Genomic DNA, 23,774 nt, shown 5'->3' on the forward strand with positions numbered 1-23,774 from the left:
GCGTCCGAATGGACGCACGGCGCTCTAGCCGGCGGCATCCCGCCTTGCGGCGCTGATGGCGTCGTCCAGCCGGCTGTAGAACCGGAGTGCGGGTGGCCGCATCCCGTGTGTGCGCAGCAGTTTGCGCACCGGCTGGCTCGCCCCCGCGAGATAGACATTGGTTCCCTGCTGGCGCGCCTTGCGCACGAAACCTTCAATGGTCGCGGCCGCCGTGGAATCGAGAAAGCTCACCGAACCGATATCGATGACATAGGCTTTCGGCTGGCCGCCGATCCGGTCGAGCGCCGCCCCCACCGCAGCCGCCGCGCCGAAGAAGAACGCGCCGGCAATGCGGTAGACCACCACATCGTCATCCGTCGCGTTCGCCGCCGAATAGGGGCCTTCGCCGCTGTCTGGCTGGTCGCTCAGCGATGAAACGCCATGCTCCACGCGCACCGCTTCCGACATGCGGTGCAAAAAGAGCAGCGCGCCGAGGCCGAAGCCCACCAGAATGCCCTCTGTCAGGTCGCGGAACACCACCAGCAGGAACGTCACCAGAAGCACCACCGCGTCGCCCCACGATGAGCGCAGCAGTGCTGCAAACTGGTGCTTCTCCGCCATGTTCCACGCCACCACGGCCAGAATGGCAGCAAGGGCTGCAAGCGGGATGAAGCGCGCCAGCGGCGCGGCCACCAGCATGAATGCCAGAAGAAACAGCGAATGCAGCATGCCCGAAACAGGCCCGCGTGCGCCGGCCCGCACATTGGCGGCCGTGCGCGCAATGGTGCCCGTCACACAGAAGCCGCCAAACAGCGCCGAACCGATATTGGCCGCGCCCTGCGCCACCAGTTCGCTGTTGGAGCGGTGCCGCCGGCCGGTCATGGAATCGGCCACCACCGCCGAAAGCAGGCTCTCAATACCGCCCAGAAGCGCAAACGAGAAAGCGGCGGGCAGAACCGCCATGATCTTTTCGGTGCTCAGGTCCGGCAGATGCGGGGCGGGCAGCATTTGCGGAATGCCGCCGAACCGTGAGCCGATGGTTTCCACCGGCAGACCCAGCGCCCAGGCGACCAGCGTGGCCGCCACCACGGCGATCAGAAAGCCCGGCCAGTGCGGCCGCCAGCGGCGCAGCCCGACGATCACGGCCACCGAGCCAAGCGCCAGCAAAAGTGCTGCGGCGTTCACCGTCGGCGCGGCTTCCGCCAGCGCCTGCAATTTGGGGATGAAGGGCCCGGGCTCCGCGCCCGACAGCGTCAGGCCGAAGAAATCCTTGAGCTGGCTCGTCAGGATGATGACAGCGATGCCGGAGGTGAAGCCCACCGTGACCGGGTAGGGCACATATTTGATGAAGGTTCCCAGCCGCAGAAAGCCGATGGCAAGCAGGATGAAGCCGGAGAGGAAGGTGGCGAGGATCAGCCCGTCTATGCCGTGCGCCTGCACCGTTGCGAAAACGAGCACGATGAACGCGCCCGCCGGTCCGCCGATCTGAAACCGGCTGCCGCCAAGCGCTGAAACCAGAAAGCCGCCGACAATGGCCGTGTAGAGTCCGCGCTCCGGCGGCACGCCCGAAGCGATGGCGATGGCCATCGACAGTGGCAGCGCGATGATCGCAACCGTCAGGCCGGCAACAATGTCGGCCTTGAGCGCGGCAGGGCCATAGCCCTCGCGCAGCACGGTCAGCAGTTTGGGCGTGAAAAGAGCAGTGAAACCGGGGCGCGTGGCGCTCGCCTGCATGGGAAAGCCTCATACCATCGGCAGCGGAAGGCCGTCGGCGTCTTGCAGGCGGTCGCCGTTGCATTTCGTCTCAGACGGATTTCACCTTTGCCGGGGTCGGCTCCCTGAAGCGCACGCCGCGGCCGGTGCCGAGGCTGGGCGCATGGTCACCGATCAGCTCGATGCCGGCGGCGCCCAGCGCCTCGACCACCTTGGACAGCGTGTCGACCACGCCGCGCACATTGCCTTCGCTGGCCTCCATTCTCTGAATGGTGGGCAGGGAAACGCCCGCTAACTCGGCCAGCTGTTTCTGGTCGATGCCCAGAAGGGCGCGGGCGGCGCGCATTTGTGCGGCGGTAATCATTGGCGCTCCGTCTTAGGATGCATATAATATCTTTCACTATTGATGTCTAGTACATCACTTTTGATGCTCTGACATCAATTAATGATGTTTGGAGCCTTGGCCCTAGGCACCCGATAACCCGATAATGCCGCCCATGATCAGCGCAACGCCCAGCCAGTGGCCGGCGTCGATCACGCTCAGCGTCCATCCGAAGCCCTGATAGCGCTGGTTGACGACCACGGTTGTCGCCATGAAGCCGAGCCACAGGAATGCGCCCGAGATAATGCCGTTCCAGAATGTTACCTGGCCCAGGCCCAGATGGCCGATCACCCCGGCCAGCACCCACGCCATGATCAGCTCCGCCACAAACGCGGCAATGACGAGTGGGGGCGTCATCTTTGCCTCTTCGGGCTTGATGCGTGCGGCCTTCATCCATGCCGTTCCCAGCGCGCGATAATAGAGCGCTCCGAACAGGCAGGCGGCCACCGCCGCCACAAAAATGGCAAGAAAATTGAGCCCCGCAAAATCCATCGTGTCCTCCTCCTCCGATGTCTTGAGCCGGGATTGAACCCATGCCCCCCGGAGTGGTCAAGTGAATTGCCAGACTGTGGTGCGTTTCACTTCGGCATCTTCCAGCGCGCGTGTCACCGGCACGGTGTAGACGGCGAGTTCGGAAAGGCGCTCGCGCGGCAGGTAGCTGCGGCCGGGATCACCGACAATCACGGTGGAGCCGGCCCGTGAAAGCCGTTCGAACCATGGCGTCAGCGTCTCGGTCATGGCCCTGTCGTAGAAAACGTCGCCCGCCAGCACCACGTCCCATCCGTCCGTCAGTCCGACGAGATCGTCCTGCGTGGTTTCGAACAATACGTGGTTTTCCGCCATGTTCAGCGCGCAGGCCGGTGCGCTGAACGGATCGATATCCGCCGCCGTCACGCGTTTGGCGCCCGCCATTGCAGCGGCGATGGCGACCAGTCCCGAGCCGGTGGCGAAGTCCAGCACGGTGCGGTCGCGCACGGTTTCGGGATGGTCGAGCACATACCGCGCCAGCCCCTGTCCGCCCGCCCAGGCAAAGGCCCAGAAGGGCGGCGGCAGACCGATTTCGGCAAGCTCCTCTTCGGTGCGTTGCCAGAGGTCGTGCGCCTCGTCGGCCAGGTGAAGGGCGATCTCGGGCACATGCGGCGGCCGCGTCAGCGCCGTGTTGGCGCGGATGAACGCCGCCGCATTGTCCGCAGTGATTCGCCTCATGCGCGTTCTCAGGGGATTTTCTTGAGGCCACCCATGCGGCAGATCTCGGCCCATTCGTCCGGCCGCACCGGCTGCACGGAAAGCCTGGAATTGTTGACCAGAACCATTTCCGAAAGCATCGGATTGGCCTTGATCTCCGCCAGTGTCACCGGGCGGGGCATCTCTTCCACCGCGCGAATGTCCACGCATTCCCAGCGCGGGTCATCGGTCGTCGTGTCGGGATGCGCCAGCGCACACACTTCCACGATGCCCACCACGGAGGTTTCCTTGACCGAGTGGTAGAAGAAGCCGCGGTCGCCGATCTTCATCTCGCGCATGTTGTTGCGTGCCTGATAGTTGCGCACGCCGTCCCACTGCTCGCCCTCATCGCCTTTTTTCTTCTGCATCTCCCACGACCAGGTGGAAGGCTCGGACTTGAACAGCCAATAGGCCATCATGCGTTCTCCGGATTGTTGAAGACCCAGTTCCAGGCCCGTATTTCAACGGATTCGAACAGGCCCGCAAGGGCGTAAGGATCGGCTGCGGCGATCAGCTCCGCCGCCGCTTCGTCTTCGGCTTCCACCGCCACAAGGCTGCCGCAGGGCTTGCCCTCGGCGTCGAGGAAGGGACCGGCAAACTTCAGCGCGCCGTTTTCATTGAGCCCGTTCAGATACGCCACATGGTCGGGTCGTGTACCCAGTCTCGTTTCGAGATGGCCTGGCTTGTCCTTGCAGATAATGGCGAAGATCATGGTGTTTCCCTCCGTGTCATGTTTCGCTTTTGAGCGGGCGTGAAAGCAGGGCTTCCATGGCGGCCTGCACGGTCAGCCTGCCTTTGAGAAGCTCTGTCACGCTTTCGATAATGGGTGCCTCGAGGCCGCGTTCGCGCACGATGCGCGCGGCAATCCCCGCCGTATGCGCGCCTTCCGCCAGCGGTCGGCCCTCAAGGCTTTCCCCGCGTCCGAGCGCTGCCCCAAAGGCAAAATTGCGCGATTGTTCCGAGCCGCAGGTCAGGATCAGGTCGCCGAGGCCCGAAAGCCCCATCAGCGTGTCGGGCCGCGCCCCAAAAGCCTCGCCGATCCGCCGCAGCTCCACGAATCCACGAGTGATCAGCGCCGCCGATGCGCTCGCGCCAAGGCCAGCGCCATGGGTCGCGCCGGCGGCGATGGCCAGAACGTTCTTCAACGCGCCGCCAATCTCCACGCCGGTCAGGTCGTCGGTCGAATAGCAGCGAAGGCGCGGCGCGGAGAGCCGTTCGGCGAGCGTCACCGCCAGATCGGCATTCTGCGCCGCAACTGTCACGGCGGTCGGCAGGCCGCTTGCCAGATCGCTGGCAAAGCTTGGGCCGGAGAGGGCGGCCACCGGGTTCTCCGGCAGCGCCTCGGCGGCGATTTCGGACATCAGCCTGCCCGTCTCGCGCTCAATGCCCTTGGCGCAGAGCACAATCGGGACACCCTTTGCCACATGCGGGGCGGCGTCGGCGAGAACCGTGCGCAGCGTCTGCGCCGGCGTCACCGCCAGCACGCAGTCAGCGCCCTCAAGCGCGCTCTGCATTTCGCTTGTCGCCTTAAGCCGGGCATCGAGCGTGATCCCCGGCAGATACCTTCTGTTGACGTGATCGTCATTGATCGAGCGCGCCAGCGCTTCGTCACGGGCCCAGAGCCGGGCGTGATGGCCGCCGGTCAGCATGGTCGCGCCGAGCGCCGTGCCCCATGCGCCCGCGCCCAGAACGGCGATGGTCCATTTCTGGGCCGATGACTTGGATGACGTCTGGGACGATGTCTCGCTCATGCCTTGGCTCCCCGTTTTCCGGTGCCGAAAAGTGGTGTCGCAGCCTGATCCAGCGGCCAGCGCGGGCGTGGCGCGAAGCCGAGCGCATCGTCCTCGCCAAGCTCCGCTTTGAGCCGCTCCAGACCCGCCCAGGCGATCATCGCCGCATTGTCGCCGCACAGCCGGATCGGCGGTGCGATGAGGCGGAAACCGATTTTGTCGCACAGCGTGTCGAGCGCGGTGCGGATTGCCTGGTTGGCCGCCACGCCGCCCGCCACCACAAGCGCCGGCGTTTCGATGTCGGGATGGGTTTCACGGAAGCGTTCCAGACTTCGCTTCACCCGGTCGCTCAGCGTTTCCGTCACCGCCTGCTGGAAGGAGGCGCAGATATCGGCAATGTCGTCCTCGCCGAGCGGGGCCAGCGCAGAGGCTTCGCGCCGCACCGCCGTCTTGAGGCCGGAGAACGAAAAGTCGGGCCGCGCCTCGCCTTTCAGCGGACGCGGAAAGGCAAAGCGCTTGGGGTTGCCGCCTGCGGCCGCCTTTTCCACGCTGGGGCCGCCGGGATAGGACAGGCCAAGCAGCTTTGCCGTCTTGTCGAACGCCTCGCCCAGCGCATCGTCGATGGTGGATGCCCAGCGCTGATAGCGCCCCACACCTTCCACATGAACGATCTGCGTGTGCCCGCCGGAAACGAGCAGAAGCAGATACGGAAATTCGATCCCGTCCGTCAGTCGCGCCGTCAGCGCATGGCCTTCCAGGTGATTGACGGGAACAAGGGGCTTGCCGCTCGCCGCCGCAATCGCCTTGGCGGTGGTCAGGCCCACGATCAGCCCGCCGATCAGGCCCGGCCCCGCCGTTGCCGCGATGGCGTCGATCTCGGTGAGCGACACGCCTGCTTCCTCAAGCGCCGCCTTGATCACGCCGTCCAGCGCCTCCACATGGGCGCGCGCGGCGATCTCCGGCACCACGCCGCCAAAGGCTGCATGGTCGGCAATCTGGCTAAAAACCACATTGGAAAGTATCTCGGTCTTGCCGCCACGATCATCGATCACGGCGGCTGCCGTCTCGTCGCAACTCGTCTCGATGCCAAGGATGCGCGTCATTCAGCCTTACCTGCTCATGTTGCCGTCGCCGCCAATCCCCGTTAGGGGTGTGGTGCATCCGGTTCGGATGCGGGTTAGCACGGACATGACGGCATGCAAACTGATGTGGTGAAGATCGGCACGCGCGGAAGCGCTCTGGCAGTGGCTCAGGCGGCAGAGGTGCGCGCGCGCCTCATGGCGGCGCATGGCCTGCCCGAAGACGCGTTTGAGATCGTCGTCATCTCCACCTCGGGCGACCAGATTCAGGACCGCCCGCTCTCGCAGGCCGGCGGCAAGGGGCTTTTCACCAAGGAAATCGAGGAAGCCATGCTCGATGGCCGGATCGATCTGGCCGTGCATTCCTCCAAGGACATGCCCACCGTTCTGCCCGACGGGCTCGAAATTTCCGCCTTTCTCGAACGCGAAGATGTGCGCGATGTTTTCATCGGCCGCTCCATCGCCAGGCTTGAGGATCTGCCGCAGGGCGCCAAGCTCGGCACATCGTCGCTGCGCCGTCAGGCGCTGGTCCTGCGGCTGCGCCCCGATCTCGAAGTCGGCATGTTCCGCGGCAATGTGCAGACGCGCCTGCGCAAGCTGGATGAGGGCGTTGCCGAGGGCACGCTTCTCGCACTTGCCGGGCTCAACCGGCTGGGCGTGCCGCACATCGCCACCGAAATCATGGACCCCGAACGTTTCCCGCCCGCACTCGGGCAGGGTGCAATCTGCATTGAAAGCCGCATCGGCGATGCGCGCATCGGGCCGATGATTGCCGCGATCCATCATCCCCAAACGGGCGATGCGCTTCTTTGCGAACGCGCTTTTCTCGGCGCGCTGGACGGTTCCTGCCGCACCCCCATTGCCGGCCTTGCCCGCATCGAGGGTGACATGCTGCGCTTTTCCGGTCTGGTGCTGACGCCCGACGGGCGTGAGGTGCATGACATCGAGACCGAAGGCCGGGCAGCGGATGCCGTTCGTCTCGGCGCGGAAGCTGGCGCCGCCGTGCGCGAAAAGGCGGGCACGCGGTTCTTCGACAGCTGGCTCTAGCATGCGGCGGGTGCTGGTCACGCGCCCTGAACCGGGCGCATCGGAAACAGCCAGACGGCTTGCCGAAATGGGTTTCGAGCCGCTCGTCCTGCCGCTCACCGAAACCGTGCCGCTTCCTGCCGCCATACACGCCGAGGCGGTGGATGTGGTGGCTGTCACCAGCCCCAATGCCATCCGCCATGCGCCGCAATCCGTTTTCGACGCGCTGAAGGGCAAGCCCGTCTACGCCGTTGGCCGCCGCACGGGCGATGCCGCACGTGCTGCCGGGCTCCATGTGGTGGATGATGAGGCGGGTGACGCCGAACGGCTTTCCCGGCGCATCGACGCCGCCTTTGCCGCCCCCTGTCATGTGACGGTGCTTTGCGGCCAAGTGCGCCGTGACGTACTCGAAACGCGGCTGATGGAATTCGGCCACAGGCCGCGCCTGATCGAGATCTACGACACGCTGCCGCTTGAGCCTTCCGACGCCGCCGTCCAGTCGCTCATCGGCGACCGTCCGGTCGATGATGTGCTGCTTTATTCGGCCAATGGGGCCGTCCAGCTTGCGCGTCTCATGGCGCGGTCGGGCGTTGGGAAAAAATTAGCGGCTGCGACATATTATTGCCTCTCCGAGCGCATTGCCGAAGCTTTGGGGCCTGATGTCGCAAAAACCGCCCGAATTGCGGATTTTCCGGCGGAAGACCGTTTGCTGCTTCTGCTAAAGACTTAACGTCAATTGCGCTCGCCCCTGTTTTCACCACATGCGGGTGTGATAGGAACTTATATGCACTGCACATAGTGCAGGAACAGCCTTTTGCAGCGGAGTTGCCTGATGGTCAAAACGCCGAGAACGCGTCATTCCAAAACCCAGAAGGAGCCGGTGACCATCGATCTGGATCCCGATCAGGTAAAGCGGGAGAAGGTGGAAACGCCCGACGCGCCCGGCGATACCAGCAAGCAGGAAGCCAAACCGGAAGCGCAGAAGCCTTCTGACGCCGTCAGGGACAGCGCAAAGCCTGAGGCCGCGAAGGCCGAAGCTGCCGCAAAGCCGGCTTCTTCTGCTGCTGCGAAGGACGACAAGGCCTCCACTTCGCCCAAAGACAAGCCCGCGTCGAAGGATGCCGGTTTCGGTCGGGACGCGAAACCCGGCAATGCCGGTGCACGGCAAGACGATCAGGCAGCGAAGTCCGCAAAGCCTGAAGCCTCCACTCCCGCTACTCCCGCCCCGGCCAAGAGCGGCGGCGGCGCGGGTCGCGCCCTTGCCGGCGGTGTTGTCGGTGGCGTCGTTGCGCTCGCCATTGCCGGTGGCCTTCAATGGGCTGGCGTTCTGCCCGCGCTCGACACGAAGAGCAATGCGCCCGACCCGGCGGTCGAGGTGCTTCGCCAGCAGGTTGCAGCACTTGAGAGCAAGCTGAACGAACAGCCCGCCGCCGGAGGCGAAAGCGAAGCCGTCACTGCCGCTTTGAGCGAGGCCAGTGCGCGCGCCGGTGCGACCGAGCAGCGCCTTGCCGAGCTGGGCGATGAGATCACCATCCTGCGCGAATCGATGTCGTCCGGTGCGGCAGGCGAGGGGCCGGGGCTCGAAGCGCTTTCGCAGCGCCTGGCAACGCTTGAAGAGCAGACGGCCAGCCTTTCGGCGTCCGGCGATGCCGGTGCGGCGCTGGAGGGCGTGACCGCGCAGCTTTCCACCATGGAAACCGCCGTTCAGGGCGCGACCGAGGCTGCGCGCGCCGCAAACCAGTCGGCGTCCGGCAATGCGACGACCCTATCCACGCTCAAGAGCGAGCTTGATGCGCTGAAGGCGCAGGTGCAGGAGGCGGACGCCGCGCCGCGCATGGCGCTCGTCATCGCTGCGACCACGCTCAAATCGGCGGTCGAGCGCGGCACGCCCTATGCCAGCGAGCTTGAAACCTACACCGCCATTGCGCCGGCGGGCGAGGCCGAGGCGCTTGCGCCGCTTGAGGCGAACGCCGCATCCGGCGTGCCGAGCCGCGCCACGCTTGCCGCAGAAGCGCCTGCGGTGGCGAGCAGCATCGTCGCCGCCGTCACCCGCGAGGCCGGAGATGGCGGAGGCGGCATCATCGACAATCTGATGGCCAGCGCCCGCTCGCTCGTGGTGGTGCGCCCGGTAGGCAGCGTTGAAGGTGAAGGCCCGGACGCCATCGCCGCGCGCATGGAGGCGGCGGTCGTCGCCAATGATTATGCGAAGGCGCTCGCCGAATATGAGACGCTGCCGGAGGCCGGCAAGCAGGCTGCGGCGGATTTCGCCAACAAGCTTCAGGCGCGTCAGGCCGCCGACCAGATCTTGAACAAGGCGCTCGCCGATGCGCTGAAGGGAGCATAAGCGCAGATGTTCCGTATTCTCTTCTACCTCGTCGTTGTCTTCGTTCTGGGGCTGGGCTTTGCCTGGCTGGCCGAGCGTCCGGGCGACCTGGCAATCACCTTCTCCGGCTACCGCTATGAGGTTTCGCTCATGGTGGCGGCGGTCGGCATCGTGGCCATCGTCGCTGCGGTGATGATCCTGTGGTGGCTGATCCGCAGCATCTGGACGAGCCCTTACACTGTCGCCCGCTATTTCCGGGTGCGCCGCCGCGACCGTGGCTATCAGGCGCTTTCCACCGGCATGATCGCCGCAGGCGCCGGCGATGGCGGTCTGGCCCGTCGCATGAGCCAGCAGGCCGCCAAGCTCATTTCCGCCGATCAGGAACCGCTCATCCACCTGCTCGATGCGCAGGCAGCCCTCCTTGATGGCGACCGTCAGGCGGCGCGCGACAAGTTCACCGCCATGCTGGACGATCCCGAAATGCGCCTTCTGGGCCTGCGCGGGCTTTATCTTGAGGCCGAGCGGCTGGGCGAGCGCGATGCCGCGCGCCACTATGCCGAGCGCGCCGTCGAGGCCGCGCCGCAGCTCGAATGGGCCGTCAATGCTGCGCTTGAGTGCAAGACCGGCGAGGGCGAATGGGATGGCGCGCTGAAGCTGCTCGACAGCCGCAAGGCGACCGGCAAGGACGAGCGCGAGAGCGTCGCCAGCCGCCGCGCCGTACTCCTCACCGCCAAGGCGATGGACGTGCTTGACGCCGACCCGCAGACCGCCCGAACCGCCGCCCTCGAAGCCCACAAGCTTCGGCCCGATTTCGTGCCGGCGGCTGTCACTGCGGCAAGGGCCCTGTTCCGCCAGAACGAGCTGCGCAAGGGCTCCAAGGTTCTGGAGACCGTCTGGAAGAAGGAGCCGCATCCCGAAATCGCGGATGTCTATATCCATGCGCGCCCCGGCGATTCCACGCATGACCGTCTTGCCCGCGCCAAAAAACTCCAGTCGCTGAAGCGCAACAATGTCGAATCGGCGCTGATCGTTGGCCGCGCCGCGCTTGATGCCGGTGAGTTCCAGCTTGCGCGCGAATCCTGCGAGGCCGCAGCCCGTCTCGGCCCGCGCGAGAGCGTCTATCTGCTGATGGCCGATATCGAAGAGGCCGAGACCGGCGATCAGGGGCGTGTGCGCCAGTGGCTCGCCAAGGCCCTGCGCGCGCCGCGCGATCCCGCCTGGGTGGCCGATGGCTATGTGGCCGAACGCTGGGCGCCCATCTCGCCCGTCACCGGCAAGCTCGACGCGTTCGAATGGCGCATGCCGATGGAGCGGCTGGCGCAGGTCGTGGAGAGCGAGGAGGATTTCTCGCCCGCTCCTTCCATTCCCGCGCCGAGGGAAGAGCCTGAAACGGCAGAAGCCGAAACCGTGGTGATCGAGGCCGAAACGGTAAAGCCGGAACCCGCCGCAAAGCCTCAGGAACCGGAAAAGCCCTCGGAACCTTCCCCGGAAACGGCAAAAACCCCGCCGCAGCCCCCCGAACCGCCTGCAACTCCAGCGCCGGTCAACGGGCAGAAAGCTGCGCCGGAGGAGGCCGAAGAGCCCGTCAAACCGCCCATCCCGGATGACCCCGGTGTGGAGCCGGATGACAAGGACGCCTCGACGTCGGGCCGCTTCCGCCTATTCTAATGATCATGCACTGCGATTCGCCCTTTCGGGGCGGATCGCGCTTCCCCCAGGCACCGGATCGCAATCACGCTCATGTTCGACAGCATTCTGTCCTTTCTGAAAGACCTTCCCGGCGGTAGCCGGCAGACCACCCTCAGGCCCGAGGACGACCCGCGCGTCGCCGCTGCCGCGCTGCTCTTCCACGTGCTCGATGCAGACGGCATCCGCGAGGCTTCCGAAGTCGAGAAGCTCAAGGAGACCCTCTCCCAGACCTACAATGTCACGGGTGCGGAGCTGGAAAACCTCCTTGAAGCCGGTGAAAAGGCCGAGCAGGAGGCCATCGACCTCTACGCCTTCACCAGCGTTTTGAAGCGGCATCTCGATGCCGATGCGCGCAAGTCCTTCATCGGTCTCATGTGGGGCATCGTCTTCGCCGATGGCGAGATGCACGAGCTGGAAGACAATCTCGTCTGGCGCGTTGCGGAGCTGATCGGCGTCGACAATCGCGACCGGGTGGTTCTGCGCCAGGAAATGCAAGAGAAGTACAGCAAGTCCTAGCCCCATGGAGACAGACCCGAGCCGTAAGATCCTCATCGTCCTGCATCAGGAAACGTCCAGCGCCGGGCGTGTTGGTCAGGTTTTGCAGGCGAGTGGCTTTTCGCTCGACATTCGCCGCCCGCCGCTCGGTCATCCCTTACCGGAAACGCTGGAAAATCACGCCGGCGTCGTCATGTTCGGCGGCCCGATGAGCGCCAACGACCATGATGAGTTCGTGCGGCGCGAGACGGACTGGCTGTCCGTTCCCCTGCGGGAGAACAAGCCCTTTCTCGGCATCTGCCTCGGCGCGCAATTGCTTGTCAGGCATCTGGGCGGGCAGGTGAGAAGCCATGATGACGGGCTGGTCGAGATCGGCTGGTATCCGCTGCGCGCCACCGAGGCCGGGCGCAGGCTCCTGCACTGGCCCGAGATGGTCTACCAGTTCCACCGCGAAGGTTTTTCGCTGCCGAAGGACGCAACCCTTCTGGCCACTGCCGAACACTATCCCAATCAGGCCTTCCGCTATGGCGAAAACGCCTGGGGCGTGCAGTTCCACGCCGAGCTGACCCGCGCCATGATGCAGCGCTGGGTGGTGCGCGGCGCGCAGCGTTTCGTCATGCCCGGCGCACAGCAGGGCCGCGATCATCTGGGTGGCCGTCTCATCTGGGACCGGCACCTGAAAACCTGGCTGGTTGATTTTCTGGAACTGATCTTCGATTGCGAATGCAAAGGCGCTCTGCACAGCGGTGACGAGGCCACGGGCCAGCACCCCGCCGGCCGCCGCATGGTAGGCCGCCGGGGCCTCGCCTAACCGAAGCCGGCCACCTCAGTGCTTGCGTGAAAGTTCCCGCGTGGCGGCTTCAAGCCCGGCAAGCGTCATCGGGTACATGCGCCCGGAAAAGATCTCCTGAAGCATCTGGACCGAGTGCGTGTAACGCCAGTGCTTTTCCGGCACGGGGTTGAGCCACACCGCGTTCGGCCATTGCTGGAGCACGCGGTTCAGCCACACATGGCCGGCTTCCTCGTTCCAGTGCTCCACCGAACCGCCTGCATAGGCAATCTCGTAAGGGCTCATCGACGCGTCGCCGACGAAGATCACCTTGTAGTCCGGCCCGTATTTGTGCAGCACGTCAAAGGTCGGCGTCACCTCGGAATAGCGCCGCCGATTGTCCCTCCACACGCCTTCATAGAGGCAATTGTGGAAGTAGAAATATTCCATGTGCTTGAACTCGGCGCGCGCCGCCGAAAACAGCTCCTCCACAATGCGGATATGGTCGTCCATCGAGCCGCCCACGTCGAAGAACATCAGAAGCTTCACTGCGTTGCGCCGTTCGGGCCGCGTTTTCACGTCCAGATAGCCGTGCTCCGCCGTCGCCTGCACCGTGCCGGGCAGGTCGAATTCCTCCACCGCGCCCTCGCGCACCCAGCGGCGCAGCCGTTTCAGCGCGACCTTGATGTTGCGCGTGCCAAGCTCCACCGCATCATCGAAATTCTTGAAGTCGCGCTTGTCCCAGACCTTCACCGCCCGCCGGTGGCGCGATTCGTGCTGGCCGATGCGCACGCCTTCCGGGTTGTAGCCATAGGCCCCGAAGGGAGAGGTGCCGGCAGTGCCGATCCACTTGTTGCCGCCCTGGTGGCGGTCCTTCTGTTCGGCCAGCCGCTCCTTCAGCGTCTCCATCAGCTTCTCGAAACCGCCCATGGCTTCGACCAGCTTCTTCTCCTCGTCGCTGAGGTGTTTTTCCGCCAGCCTCCTCAGCCATTCCCCGGGGATCGCCTGCGGGTCTACGCCATCGCCGCCCGACACCGCCTCCACGCCCTTGAAGACCTGCGAGAAAACCTGATCGAAACGGTCGATGTGCCGCTCGTCCTTCACCAGCGCCGCCCGCGCGAGATAGTAAAATCCCTCCACGTCATAGGCGACGAGCCCCTTCTCCATCCCCTCCAGCAGCGAAAGATATTCGCGCAGCGACACCGGAACGCGCGCGGCTTTCAGTTCAAGGAAGAAGGGGATGAACATCTTGCTTAGAATCTTACCGATTGCATTTGGGATCTATTGGAATGTCTCTCATATACGGGATGTCATGGAAACAGACCAACTGCATTCCCTCGTTCGCTCGGCGGAGTCCATTATCGGTCTCTGGTGGCAGGATGACCGCAGGAACTGGTGTGCCTATTGCGGCATTCCCATGCGTCGTCGGGCGGCAACGGGTACCCGTTTGCCACCCACCAAGGCAACGCGCGATCATGTGGTTCCGCGTGTTCACGCCAGCGGACTGCTGACCCTTCCTTGCTGTCTGGAGTGCAATCAGGCCAAGGGTAAGCAGTCGCTGCCGGAGTTCCTGTCGGGGCCATATTTCAATCAGAAACGAATGAAGAAGCACCGCAACCAGTGGCCGCTAGCCCATCTCTGGTTTGTGGCCGGCCTCGCCTATTTCCGAAAAAGCGAATTGATCGCTCAAAAGGCTCGCGGCTCAAGGCGCGTTGCAGGCTAGAGCATCGGCCCGAAAACCGGAATCGATTTTCGGAAAGCACGATGCGCAGATTCAATGGGTTGGAGCGTAACCAGTCGCGGCGTCCTAGCCCCGCTGGTACTTGATGAACGGTGTCAGTTTCGCGATCCGGTCATAGAGCTTGCGGGCGGTCTCGTTGAAGTCCTGCGTCATCCAGTAGACATTGGCGGCGCCCGCCGCATCCGCCTTCTCGTAAACCGCCTCGATCAGCGCCCGGCCAATGCCCTTGCCGCGTATCGCGGGGTCGGCATAGAGATCCTGCAAATAGCAATTGTTGCCCACGGTCCAGCACGTGCGGTGGAACATGTAGTGCACCAGCCCGACCGGTTTCCCGTCCACCTCGGCGATCAGCCCGTTCGGCTCATAGTCGCCATCGTCGAAAAGCCGCTCCCATGTGGTCGCATAGACCTCTTCGGGAACGCTGGTCTTGTAGAACTCCAGATAGGCGGTCCAGAGCCTGCGCCATTCGGGCTCGTCGCTTCTGGCAAGCGGGCGGATGGTGATTTCGGTCATTCGGGTCTCGTCCTCCTCTTTCCCGCACAGTCCGGCCCCGCACTGTTCGGCGTAGCGGTTTCGCCGGCAAGGGCCAGAAAAATGAAGGCTTTGCGCCTGGTAAAGCCGCCCGTCTATTGCCGTCGCGCCATGAAGGCGAGCTTTTCGAAGAGGTGCACGTCCTGTTCGTTCTTCAGGAGCGCGCCGTGCAGGCGGGGCAGGGCGCTTTTCGCATCCCCGCGCAGATCCTCCGGCTGCACATCGTCGGAAACGAGAAGCCTGATCCAGTCCAGCGCCTCAGAGGTCGAGGGCTTCTTTTTCAGTCCCGGCACGTCGCGGATCTCGTAAAACTGGCTGAGCGCGGCAGACACCAGGTTCTTCTTGATACCCGGATAGTGAACCTCGACAATGTCGGCCAGCGTCTCGGCGTCGGGAAAGCGGATATAGTGGAAGAAACAGCGGCGCAGAAAGGCGTCCGGCAGTTCCTTCTCATTGTTCGAGGTGATGATCACGATGGGCCGATGGATCGCCCGCACCGTCTCGCCGGTCTCGTAGACATAGAACTCCATCTTGTCGATTTCCTGCAACAGATCGTTGGGGAACTCGATGTCGGCCTTGTCGATCTCGTCGATCAGAAGAACGGTCCTGCGGTCCGCCGCGAAGGCTTCCCACAGCTTGCCGCGCTTGATGTAGTTCTTGATGTCGTTGAAGCGCTCGTCGCCGAGCTGGCTGTCACGCAGGCGCGACACGGCGTCATACTCGTAAAGCCCCTGCTGGGCGCGTGTGGTGGATTTCACATGCCATTCGATCAGGTCCAGCCCCAGTGCGGCGGCCACCTGCTTGGCAAGCTCGGTCTTGCCGGTGCCGGGCTCGCCCTTCACCAAAAGCGGCCGCTCCAGCGCAATCGCCGCGTTCACCGCCACCATCAGATCCTTGTCGGCGACATAATCCGCCGTGCCTTCGAAGCGCATGCAATCTCTTCCCTGTTCCCGTGCGCAGTGAACCTATTGGCGCGGCATGGCAAGCGCAAGCATCGGCCGGCCAATCTGTGCGCTCTACCGGCTGCACGCGCCGGTTTCGACAAGGGTTCACAGAGCGTTAAGCCGGTCTTTACGGAAAAGAGGGTATTTTAGACATTTCGGCTTTCCCGGTTCTCGGAGTTCTGCGTTGCGTCCACATTTAGCCGCCATTCTGTCCGCGCCTCTGGTTGCGGCGTCCCTCGCTCTCGCCCCCGCTTCCGCACAGGAAGGCGGGTCCGGCAAGAACTTCTGGTCGGGTGACTGGTCGGTGACCGTTGGTGCAAGTGGCGCTTTCCGGCCGGAGTTCGAGGGCTCCAGGAGTCATCTTTTCAGCCTGGTGCCGCTGGTCTCCGTTGGCCGTCAGGGCAATGACAGGCGTTTCTCCTCGCGCAACGACAATGGCTCCTTCGCCCTGTTCGGGGCTCATGGCTTCGAGGCGGGCCTCACCGGCAAGTTTCTCTTCAAGCGCGACGCGGACGACGCCAATGACCTGAAGGGCCTCGACCCGGTCAAATGGGGCGTGGAAGCCGGCGGTTTCGCCGAGGTCTACCCGACCGACTGGTTGCGGGTGCGTGGCGAGTTGCGCCACGGTTTCCGCGCCCATAGCGGTTTCGTTGCCGATGTGGCGGCAGACGCCTTCTACGATGTGACCCCGCATATCCGCATCTCGGGTGGCCCGCGCGCCTCGTTCGCCAGCAAGGACTATTTCGAGACCTATTACGGCGTTAATGCCAGAGAGGCTGCGGCCTCCGGACTGAGCGAGTACCAGCCCGATGGCGGCGGCCTCAAATCGCTTGGTGTGGGCGGTGCGGTGACATGGAAGGTGACCGACGCCTTCACCTCCAGCGTCTTTGCCGAATACGCGTCCCTGAAGGGCGCAGCAGCCGATTCCAGCCTCGTTCGCGAGCGCGGTTCGCGCAATCAGTTCACGATTGGTCTGTCCTCCACCTACCGTTTCGATTTCACGCTCGACTGACGTCACACTTGGTTGTGAAACTTGTGCGCCCGGCGTCAGAATATCTCTGGCGCGGGCCGGGGCTCGTCCCTATATTGCGCGCAGCGATCTGCGCTTCCCGACAGGAATCTTTTTCCCCGGGGCCTTATCGATCCTTAAGGGAGCTGTCCCTGACCTCGCCCGTGGGCTTGGTTACACGGCGCCCACCTACGTTGTAGGTTCCCGGGATCGTGCATTCCATCGGTCGCCGTGGATCGCAGCTTTCTTTTTTCAAATGTCGTCAGCACGCTTCCTTCCGTGCTTCATTCATGGTGATTGAGCCGCATGAGCGACATGATGAACGATCAGGCCTCACAGAAGAAGCAGTTGCGCCGCGAGGCGCTGGCCCGCCGCAATGCGCTCGATCCCGATTGGCGTGCGGAAGTGGCCGAGGCGCTGGCATCGCAGGCGCAGCGGATCGCAGTCGGGTCCGGCACGGTCGTCTCGGGCTTCTGGCCAATGCGCTCTGAAATGGATGTGCGCCCGCTGATGGCGGTGCTGGCTGCGCGCGGGGCGCGGATCGCGCTGCCCGCCATCCTCGACAGGACCACCATCGTTTTCCGGGAATACCGCCCCGACGCGCCTCTGGTCGATATGGGGTTCGGCACATGGGGACCGGATGACAGGGCGGCGGTCCTTGACCCCGAAATCATGCTCGTGCCGCTTGCAGCCTTCGATGCGCGGGGCCACCGCATCGGCTATGGCGCGGGCTATTACGACCGGGCAATCGCGCGGCTGAAGGCGCAGGGGCTTTCGCCCCGGCTCATCGGCATCGCCTTCGATTGCCAGGAGGTCGCGGGCGTGCCCGACGAGCCGCATGACGAGCGTTTGCCCGAGATGCTCACCGAAAGCGGCCTGCGGCAGATTTCCGGTTTTCACGCGCAGAAAAATTGATCTAGGGCGCCGTGCGTCCATTCGGACGCACTACCTTGTTGAATCTGCGAAACGGCCCGAAAATCGATTCCGATTTTCAGACCGATGCGCTAGAAGCGGCCCATGAGATTTTTGTTTCTTGGCGATATGGTCGGTCGCGCCGGCCGCACGGCGGTCTGGGAAAAGCTTCCCGGCCTTATTTCTGATTTCCGGCTCGATTTCGTGGTCGTGAATGGCGAGAACGCGGCAGGCGGTTTCGGCATCACCGAAGAGATCTTCCGCAACACGCTGGATGCGGGCGCCGATGTGGTGACCACGGGCAACCACGTGTGGGACCAGCGCGAGGCGCTGGCCTTTGCGCCGCGCGAGGAGCGTTTCCTGCGCCCGGCGAATTTCCCGAAGGGTACGCCCGGTCGTGGCTCCGGCGTCTACATCGCGCGCAATGGCGCGCGGGTTCTGGTGTCCAACATCATGGGCCGGGTGTTCATGCATCCCGAGCTCGACGATCCCTTCGCCTGTGTTGAAGATGTGCTGGCCGCCTGTCCGCTGGGCGAGCAGGCCGATGCCGTCATTCTCGATTTCCATGCCGAGGCCACGTCCGAGAAGATGTGCTTTGGCCATTTCGTCGATGGCCGCGCGAGCCTTGTCGTGGGCACCCACACGCACCAGCCGACGGCCGATCATCAGATCCTGAACGGCGGCACGGGCTATCTGTCCGATGCCGGCATGTGCGGCGATTACGATTCTTCCCTTGGCATGGACAAGGAAGAGCCCCTCAACCGGTTCACCGCCAAGGTGCCCAAAGGGCGGTTCGAGGCGGCCAGCGGTCCTGCAACGATCTGCGGCGTCGGGCTCGAAATCTCCGACCGCACGGGCCTTTGCGAGAAGATCGCACCGCTCAGGCTTGGTGCGCGCCTTGAGGAAACCGTTCCCGCCTTCTGGCGTTGACGCTGGGCGCGGCTGCGCATAACTCTGCAAAACGCTATATTTTGAACAATTGCCAGCGAGGGGTGCTGCCATGGAATGGCTTGCCGGTCACTTTGAGTTTGTCTCCCATCCGGAAGCCTGGGTCGCGCTCGTGACCCTGGTGGTGCTCGAGATCGTTCTCGGCATCGATAACCTGATCTTCATTTCCATCCTCACCAACAAGCTGCCCAAAGAGCAGCAGGCGCGTGCGCGGCGCATCGGCATCAGCGCCGCGCTGATCCTGCGGCTGGCGCTTCTGGGCACGATCTCGATCATCGTCCAGCTCACCGAGCCGGTGTTCGAGCTGTTCGGCCATGGCTTCTCCTGGCGCGACCTTATCCTCATCGCGGGCGGTCTCTTCCTGGTGTGGAAGGCCACGAAGGAAATCCACCATTCGGTCGATCCCGACGATGGCAAGGAAAACATGATGGGTCAGGTCACGATGTCCGCCGGTGCGGCGATCGTTCAGATCCTGCTGCTCGACCTGGTGTTCTCCATCGACTCCATCATCACCGCCGTTGGCATGACCAACGAGCTCGCCATCATGTTCATCGCCGTCATCTCGGCCGTGACCGTCATGCTCATCGCCGCCGAGCCGCTGTCGCGCTTCATCGCGGCCAACCCGACCGTGGTCATGCTGGCGCTCGCCTTCCTGCTGATGATCGGCATGACGCTGATCGCCGATGGCATGGGCTTCCACGTGCCCAAGGGCTACATTTACGCGGCCATGGGTTTCTCGGCGCTGGTCGAGTCGCTCAACATGCTGGCGCGCCGCAAGCGTGCGCGCGCCAAGGCGCTGCAGGGCGGGGCGGGCAAGTAGCCCTAAACCCCGTTTAGAATAACGATTGTCGGTCGCCGTGGCAGGTTATCCAGCGCCACGGTGATCGACCGTCCCTCACGAAAATCCAGTTCGAACCCACCGCCCATACGGCCCGTGAAGGCGCTGAGCGGTGTCGAATGCCGGTGCATCGGCAGGATCACCGACGAGGAAAGCCGGCGCGCAATCTCGCTCATCCCGTCAAGAGACAGCGTCAGCCCGCCATCGACGGGCACCATCAGCACGTCGAGCCTTCCGATCGCCGCATAATGGCCGTCGTCCAGCCGGTGATGCAGATGGCCCAGATGCCCGATGCACAGCCCCGCGACCTCGAAGATGAAGATCGAATTGGCGTCCGGCTCCATCGCGCCATAGCGGCGGATGTCGGTGGTCACATTGCGGATATAGACGTCTTCAACCAGCAGAGAGTGTTTCACCGGCCCGCCCTCTTCGTTCCAGCCCGGCAGAACATGCTCTATGGCGGGGTCGGGATTGCGCGTGAAGTGCGTGCCATGCGCCCTGTTCATGGTCACGACGCGCGGTGGCGGGTTCGCGCCATAAATGCCCGCGAAGTCCGTGGCGATGGTCACACCGGCCGGCGTCTCGATCAGATAGGTGGAATGGCCCGCATAGGTGATGGTCACCGGGTCGGCCCTTGCAGCGACCGGTGCCACCAGCGAGGCGTAGATCACGCCTGGCAGCGCCTGCGCCATGGCGAGGCAGGTGCTTGGTCGCTCGATCTGCCCGTTTGTCTGTGCAAGGGCTGCAGGCAGCGGAGCGAGCAATAAAGTCAGAATGGCTGCGGTCAGTCGGAAGGCGGTCATCGGCATCTCCCGTGTGTGCAAGAGCCCATGGTAGGGCAAAGCGCGGCTCTGCGCCATGTCCGCCCCCATCGCTGCAGTGCGCGGGTTCTGGACGTTGGCCGGCATTTTCACTATAAGGCCCCGGTATTCCATTGCTTTCAAAAGACCGTGAGAAGGAGCCCCATGGCCGGTCATTCCCAATTCAAGAACATCATGCACCGCAAGGGCCGGCAGGACGCCGTTCGCTCGAAGATGTTTTCCAAACTGGCGCGCGAAATCACAGTCGCTGCCAAGATGGGAATGCCCGACCCGGCGATGAATCCGCGCCTGCGCCTGGCCATCCAGAACGCCAAGGCCCAGTCCATGCCGAAGGACAACATCGAACGCGCCATCAAGAAGGCGTCGGGCGGTGATGCGGAGAACTATGACGAGGTGCGTTACGAGGGCTATGGTCCCGGTGGCGTCGCCGTCATCGTCGAGGCGCTGACCGACAACCGCAACCGTTCCGCTTCCAACATCCGCGCCGCCTTCACCAAGGCAGGCGGATCGCTTGGCGAAACCGGTTCCGTTTCCTTCATGTTCGACCGCGTTGGTGAAATCATCTACCCGGCTGACAAGGGCGATGCCGACACGGTGATGGAAGCCGCCATCGAGGCCGGCGCCGAAGATGTCCAGTCGGACGAAAACGGCCACGTCATCACCTGCGCCTTCGAAGATATCGGCGATGTCACCACGGCGCTGGAAGGCGCTCTGGGCGAAGCCGAGTCCGTCAAGGCGATCTGGCGTCCCCAGACCGGCACGCCGGTCGATGAGGAGCGCGCCCAGTCGATCCTCAAGCTCGTTGCAACCCTCGAAGACGACGATGACGTGCAGAACGTCTACGCCAATTTCGAGGTGGACGACGAAACGCTCGCGAAACTCAGCGCAGCCTGATTGCGCTTCTGCCGGGCTTCAGGCCCGGCAGTTTTTGGCTGTCTGGCAACAAAGGACAGGTTCTCGTGAAACAGCATCGTATCGCGATTACCTACTGCACCCAGTGCCAATGGCTCCTGCGCGCCGCATGGCTCGCGCAGGAGCTTCTCTCCACTTTTTCCACAGAACTGTCGGAAGTCGCGCTGCGTCCGGGCACGGGCGGGGTGTTCGAGATCACGTGCAACGGCATCCTCATCTGGGAGCGCAAGCACGATGGCGGCTTTCCTGACGCCAAGACGCTGAAGCAGCGTGTGCGCGACGTGATCGATCCCGAGCGCGATCTTGGCCACATAGACAAGTAGGCAAGCAGACAACAAAAAACCCGCCTCGATGAGACGGGTCTCTGTAAAAACGCTTTTGCGTTCCGGTCGGCTCTGCCTCTCGGTGTCCGCAAATGCCGGATGACGCCATCCGGCCGCAGGATACCTTAGATGCCGAGGCCCTGGTAACGCTGCTTGAAGCGGGAAACGCGGCCGCCGCGGTCCATCAGGGACTGCTGGTTGCCGGTCCATGCCGGGTGCGTGGACGGGTCGATGTCGAGCTGAAGGGTCTCGCCTTCCTTGCCCCAGGTGGAGCGCGTCTCGTACTCGGTGCCGTCCGTCATGACGACCTTGATCATGTGGTAGTCGGGATGAATTTCGGCTTTCATCGTCTTGTCCTGAGTTCTGGCGGGATGGCAATCTGATCCGCACTTGCGGCAATTGCACCCATCTTGAAAACTTGAAGCCGCGGCCAAGGAAGGCTACGGCTTCGGAATTGGTTGGCGAGCCTATACATCAGGTACGACGACAAGACAAGGCTTGAGCGGCGCACATTTTGCCGCTCCCGAACGAGAATTGAGAAGGGGCAGGCGATGGCGCGCAGGCAAAGGGCGTCCGAAGAGCGGGAACAGGCGGCGAAGCGGCGGTCGTTAAAGCCGCTCAAACGCCTCTTTCCCTATATCGGCCGCTATCGCGGTCTTGCGCTTGGCGCGGCCTTTTTCCTGGTGCTCGCAGCCATCGCGACCCTCACGCTGCCGCTGGCCGTGCGCCGCATGATCGATCACGGGTTTTCCCATTCCGATTCCATCTTCATCGCGAATTACTTCTCGATGCTGGTGGTCATAGCTGCGGTTCTCGCAGCCGCCTCGGCGGGGCGCTATTTCTTCGTCATTACGCTGGGCGAGCGTGTTGTCAGCGACCTGCGGCGCGATGTCTTCGATCACGTCACGCGCCTTTCCCCCGGCTTCTTCGATACGGTCCAGTCCGGTGAAATCGTTTCGCGCATTTCGGCCGACGCCACGCAGGTCAAATCGGCTGTCGGGGCCACCATTTCCCAGGCGCTGCGCAACGTCATCATGGGGCTTGGCGCTGTCGGCATGATGGTCGTCACCAGCCCGCGTCTTTCCCTGCTGGTGGTGGCGGCCATCCCCGTCATCGTTCTGCCGCTGGTCGCCTTTGGCCGCTCGGTGCGCCGTCGCTCGCGTTTTGCGCAGGACACGCTGGCCGACGCCACCGCCTATGCGGGCGAGCAGATCGGCGCGGTGCGCACGCTTCAGGCCTTCACCGGCGAGAACGTGGTGCGCAAGAAATTCTCCGATGCCATCGAGACGGCGTTCTCTGCTGCACGCGCATCCATCTTCGCGCGGTCCTTCCTCACCTTCTTCGCCATCTTCATGACCTTCAGTTCGGTCGTGGCCGTTCTCTGGTTCGGCTCGCGGGCCGTTCTGTCCGGCGAGATGACGCCGGGCACGCTCGGTCAGTTCCTGCTCTACTCGGTTCTGGCCGCTGGCGCTCTCGGCGCCCTGTCAGAGGTCTGGGGCGAGCTCTCGCAGGCCGCCGGCGCTGCCGAGCGCATGAGCGAGCTCCTGTCGGAAGAGCCCGCCATCACCGCGCCCGCCAGCCCCGTGGCGCTGCCGCAGCCGGCGCGCGGCGAAGTGGCGTTCGACAATGTCTCCTTCGCCTATCCGACGCGACCGGATCGCTCTGCGCTTCATGGATTGTCCTTCATCGTAAAACCGGGCGAGACGGTCGCCATTGTCGGTCCCTCGGGCGCGGGCAAAACCACTGTCTTCTCGCTGCTTCTGCGCTATTACGATCCCGATTCCGGTGCGGTGCGCGTCGATGGTGTCGATGCGCGCGAGGCCGATCCGCTGGCGCTGCGCGGACGCATGGCCATCGTTCCGCAGGACGTGACGATCTTTGCCGCCAGCGCGGCCGAGAACATCGCCTTTGGCCGTCCTGACGCCTCCCGCGCCGAGATCGAGGCTGCGGCCCGCGCCGCGCTTGCGCATGATTTCATCACCGATCTGGCGGAAGGCTACGACACGCCGGTCGGCGAGCGCGGCGTCACCCTGTCGGGCGGTCAGCGGCAGCGCATGGCCATTGCGCGCGCGATCCTGCGCGATGCACCGATCCTGTTGCTCGACGAAGCCACCTCCGCCCTCGATTCGCAAAGCGAGACGCTGGTGCAGCAGGCGCTTGAGCACCTGATGAAGGGCCGCACCACGCTCGTCATCGCACATCGTCTCTCAACGGTTCTGAAAGCCGACCGCATTCTCGTCATGGAAGAGGGGCGCATCGTTGAGGAGGGCACACACGCCGCTCTCGTGGCAAAGGGCGGCATCTATGCCGAACTCGCCAGCCTTCAGTTCCAGGCGGGCGCAGAGGCTCTCGGAGACGCTGCGGAATAGTCGCGGAGGGCGGGGTC

Annotated in this window: 27 protein-coding genes and 1 other RNA gene; 15 read left to right on the forward strand and 13 right to left on the reverse strand. The window is 63.9% G+C overall.

Annotated elements, in window-relative coordinates; all coding sequences use genetic code 11:
* Positions 1–24: 24 nt before the first annotated feature.
* The 8 genes from ACRTG1_RS18595 to tsaD all read right to left on the reverse strand — a co-directional run bounded on the left by ACRTG1_RS18595 (position 25) and on the right by tsaD (position 6,131).
* Complete coding sequence (locus ACRTG1_RS18595; protein WP_206548401.1) at positions 25–1,713, reverse strand: SulP family inorganic anion transporter; 1,689 nt, start codon at positions 1,711–1,713, stop codon at positions 25–27.
* 70 nt (positions 1,714–1,783) lie between these two features.
* Positions 1,784–2,056, reverse strand: a complete 273-nt coding sequence (locus ACRTG1_RS18600; protein ID WP_113153272.1) for a helix-turn-helix domain-containing protein — start codon at positions 2,054–2,056, stop codon at positions 1,784–1,786.
* 102 nt (positions 2,057–2,158) lie between these two features.
* Positions 2,159–2,566 (reverse strand): DUF1761 domain-containing protein, encoded by a 408-nt coding sequence (locus tag ACRTG1_RS18605; RefSeq protein ID WP_206546117.1) that lies wholly within the window; start codon positions 2,564–2,566, stop codon positions 2,159–2,161.
* 57 nt (positions 2,567–2,623) lie between these two features.
* The gene (locus tag ACRTG1_RS18610; protein ID WP_283799952.1) at positions 2,624–3,280 is read right to left on the reverse strand and encodes a class I SAM-dependent methyltransferase; all 657 of its coding nucleotides are present in this window, start codon (positions 3,278–3,280) and stop codon (positions 2,624–2,626) included.
* Positions 3,281–3,288: 8 nt separating this feature from the next.
* Positions 3,289–3,714 carry an EVE domain-containing protein gene (locus ACRTG1_RS18615; protein WP_432516873.1) on the reverse strand — a complete coding sequence of 142 codons (426 nt, stop codon included), beginning with the start codon at positions 3,712–3,714 and terminating at the stop codon, positions 3,289–3,291.
* Positions 3,714–4,010 (reverse strand): YciI-like protein, encoded by a 297-nt coding sequence (locus ACRTG1_RS18620; protein ID WP_113153269.1) that lies wholly within the window; start codon positions 4,008–4,010, stop codon positions 3,714–3,716. The genes ACRTG1_RS18615 and ACRTG1_RS18620 overlap by 1 nt, the downstream gene beginning before the upstream one ends.
* A gap of 16 nt (positions 4,011–4,026) precedes the next feature.
* Positions 4,027–5,049: an NAD(P)H-dependent glycerol-3-phosphate dehydrogenase gene (locus ACRTG1_RS18625; protein ID WP_283799953.1), complete on the reverse strand. Its 1,023-nt coding sequence runs from the start codon at positions 5,047–5,049 to the stop codon at positions 4,027–4,029.
* Positions 5,046–6,131, reverse strand: coding sequence for a tRNA (adenosine(37)-N6)-threonylcarbamoyltransferase complex transferase subunit TsaD (gene tsaD, locus ACRTG1_RS18630; protein ID WP_432516810.1), 1,086 nt, complete (start codon positions 6,129–6,131; stop codon positions 5,046–5,048). Before tsaD ends, ACRTG1_RS18625 begins: the two co-directional genes overlap by 4 nt.
* Before the next feature lie 93 nt (positions 6,132–6,224).
* On the opposite strand from tsaD, the gene hemC reads away from it, so the two are divergent.
* The 6 genes from hemC (at position 6,225) to ACRTG1_RS18660 (ending at position 12,451) form a co-directional block, all read left to right on the forward strand.
* Positions 6,225–7,154, forward strand: coding sequence for a hydroxymethylbilane synthase (gene hemC / locus ACRTG1_RS18635; RefSeq protein WP_113153266.1), 930 nt, complete (start codon positions 6,225–6,227; stop codon positions 7,152–7,154).
* Between the two features lies 1 nt (position 7,155).
* Positions 7,156–7,863, forward strand: coding sequence for a uroporphyrinogen-III synthase (locus tag ACRTG1_RS18640; protein ID WP_432516811.1), 708 nt, complete (start codon positions 7,156–7,158; stop codon positions 7,861–7,863).
* Positions 7,864–7,965: 102 nt separating this feature from the next.
* Positions 7,966–9,477, forward strand: coding sequence for a COG4223 family protein (locus ACRTG1_RS18645; protein ID WP_432516812.1), 1,512 nt, complete (start codon positions 7,966–7,968; stop codon positions 9,475–9,477).
* Between the two features lie 6 nt (positions 9,478–9,483).
* Entirely contained in the window at positions 9,484–11,124 is a 1,641-nt protein-coding gene (locus tag ACRTG1_RS18650) for a heme biosynthesis HemY N-terminal domain-containing protein (RefSeq protein ID WP_432516813.1), read from the forward strand.
* Between the two features lie 72 nt (positions 11,125–11,196).
* Positions 11,197–11,661 carry a TerB family tellurite resistance protein gene (locus tag ACRTG1_RS18655; protein WP_113153263.1) on the forward strand — a complete coding sequence of 155 codons (465 nt, stop codon included), beginning with the start codon at positions 11,197–11,199 and terminating at the stop codon, positions 11,659–11,661.
* A 4-nt stretch (positions 11,662–11,665) separates the two neighbouring features.
* Positions 11,666–12,451 carry a glutamine amidotransferase gene (locus ACRTG1_RS18660; RefSeq protein ID WP_299939116.1) on the forward strand — a complete coding sequence of 262 codons (786 nt, stop codon included), beginning with the start codon at positions 11,666–11,668 and terminating at the stop codon, positions 12,449–12,451.
* Between the two features lie 15 nt (positions 12,452–12,466).
* Here the strand turns inward: ACRTG1_RS18660 and ACRTG1_RS18665 are convergent, their stop codons facing one another.
* Positions 12,467–13,657 carry a vWA domain-containing protein gene (locus ACRTG1_RS18665; protein WP_432516814.1) on the reverse strand — a complete coding sequence of 397 codons (1,191 nt, stop codon included), beginning with the start codon at positions 13,655–13,657 and terminating at the stop codon, positions 12,467–12,469.
* Between ACRTG1_RS18665 and ACRTG1_RS18670 the strand changes: the two genes are divergently transcribed.
* Positions 13,650–14,132 carry a hypothetical protein gene (locus tag ACRTG1_RS18670; protein WP_113153260.1) on the forward strand — a complete coding sequence of 161 codons (483 nt, stop codon included), beginning with the start codon at positions 13,650–13,652 and terminating at the stop codon, positions 14,130–14,132. The genes ACRTG1_RS18665 and ACRTG1_RS18670 overlap by 8 nt on opposite strands.
* A gap of 84 nt (positions 14,133–14,216) precedes the next feature.
* On the opposite strand, the gene ACRTG1_RS18675 is transcribed toward ACRTG1_RS18670, so the two are convergent.
* Both ACRTG1_RS18675 and ACRTG1_RS18680 read right to left on the reverse strand, forming a co-directional pair.
* A complete protein-coding gene (locus ACRTG1_RS18675) occupies positions 14,217–14,663 on the reverse strand; it encodes a GNAT family N-acetyltransferase (RefSeq protein WP_113153259.1) in 447 nt (148 codons plus the stop codon).
* 113 nt (positions 14,664–14,776) lie between these two features.
* Positions 14,777–15,613 carry an AAA family ATPase gene (locus ACRTG1_RS18680; RefSeq protein ID WP_206546126.1) on the reverse strand — a complete coding sequence of 279 codons (837 nt, stop codon included), beginning with the start codon at positions 15,611–15,613 and terminating at the stop codon, positions 14,777–14,779.
* Positions 15,614–15,809: 196 nt separating this feature from the next.
* Between ACRTG1_RS18680 and ACRTG1_RS18685 the strand changes: the two genes are divergently transcribed.
* From ACRTG1_RS18685 to ACRTG1_RS18705, 5 genes are all read left to right on the forward strand, one after another.
* Positions 15,810–16,637 (forward strand): MipA/OmpV family protein, encoded by an 828-nt coding sequence (locus ACRTG1_RS18685; protein WP_224924956.1) that lies wholly within the window; start codon positions 15,810–15,812, stop codon positions 16,635–16,637.
* An 82-nt stretch (positions 16,638–16,719) separates the two neighbouring features.
* Positions 16,720–16,876: non-coding RNA, 6S RNA (ssrS, locus tag ACRTG1_RS18690), on the forward strand.
* Between the two features lie 64 nt (positions 16,877–16,940).
* Positions 16,941–17,549 (forward strand): 5-formyltetrahydrofolate cyclo-ligase, encoded by a 609-nt coding sequence (locus ACRTG1_RS18695; RefSeq protein WP_432516815.1) that lies wholly within the window; start codon positions 16,941–16,943, stop codon positions 17,547–17,549.
* Between the two features lie 102 nt (positions 17,550–17,651).
* A complete protein-coding gene (locus tag ACRTG1_RS18700) occupies positions 17,652–18,476 on the forward strand; it encodes a TIGR00282 family metallophosphoesterase (protein WP_113153256.1) in 825 nt (274 codons plus the stop codon).
* Between the two features lie 70 nt (positions 18,477–18,546).
* Positions 18,547–19,314: a TerC family protein gene (locus tag ACRTG1_RS18705; RefSeq protein WP_113153255.1), complete on the forward strand. Its 768-nt coding sequence runs from the start codon at positions 18,547–18,549 to the stop codon at positions 19,312–19,314.
* A 2-nt stretch (positions 19,315–19,316) separates the two neighbouring features.
* Here ACRTG1_RS18705 and ACRTG1_RS18710 read toward each other — a convergent pair whose 3' ends face one another.
* The gene (locus ACRTG1_RS18710) at positions 19,317–20,135 is read right to left on the reverse strand and encodes an MBL fold metallo-hydrolase (protein WP_432516816.1); all 819 of its coding nucleotides are present in this window, start codon (positions 20,133–20,135) and stop codon (positions 19,317–19,319) included.
* 162 nt (positions 20,136–20,297) lie between these two features.
* Between ACRTG1_RS18710 and ACRTG1_RS18715 the strand changes: the two genes are divergently transcribed.
* Positions 20,298–21,047, forward strand: coding sequence for a YebC/PmpR family DNA-binding transcriptional regulator (locus ACRTG1_RS18715; RefSeq protein WP_113153254.1), 750 nt, complete (start codon positions 20,298–20,300; stop codon positions 21,045–21,047).
* Between the two features lie 65 nt (positions 21,048–21,112).
* Positions 21,113–21,388, forward strand: coding sequence for a SelT/SelW/SelH family protein (locus tag ACRTG1_RS18720; protein ID WP_113153253.1), 276 nt, complete (start codon positions 21,113–21,115; stop codon positions 21,386–21,388).
* 125 nt (positions 21,389–21,513) lie between these two features.
* Here ACRTG1_RS18720 and rpmE read toward each other — a convergent pair whose 3' ends face one another.
* The gene (rpmE, locus tag ACRTG1_RS18725) at positions 21,514–21,735 is read right to left on the reverse strand and encodes a 50S ribosomal protein L31 (RefSeq protein ID WP_113153252.1); all 222 of its coding nucleotides are present in this window, start codon (positions 21,733–21,735) and stop codon (positions 21,514–21,516) included.
* Between the two features lie 204 nt (positions 21,736–21,939).
* Here rpmE and ACRTG1_RS18730 point away from each other — a divergent pair, with 204 nt between their 5' ends.
* Positions 21,940–23,757 (forward strand): ABC transporter transmembrane domain-containing protein, encoded by a 1,818-nt coding sequence (locus tag ACRTG1_RS18730; protein WP_432516817.1) that lies wholly within the window; start codon positions 21,940–21,942, stop codon positions 23,755–23,757.
* Positions 23,758–23,774 lie beyond the last annotated feature (17 nt).

Origin of the sequence: Nitratireductor sp. PBL-C9 (genome assembly GCF_050877045.1) — a bacterium.
Taxonomy (GTDB): Bacteria; Pseudomonadota; Alphaproteobacteria; order Rhizobiales; family Rhizobiaceae; genus Nitratireductor; species Nitratireductor aquimarinus.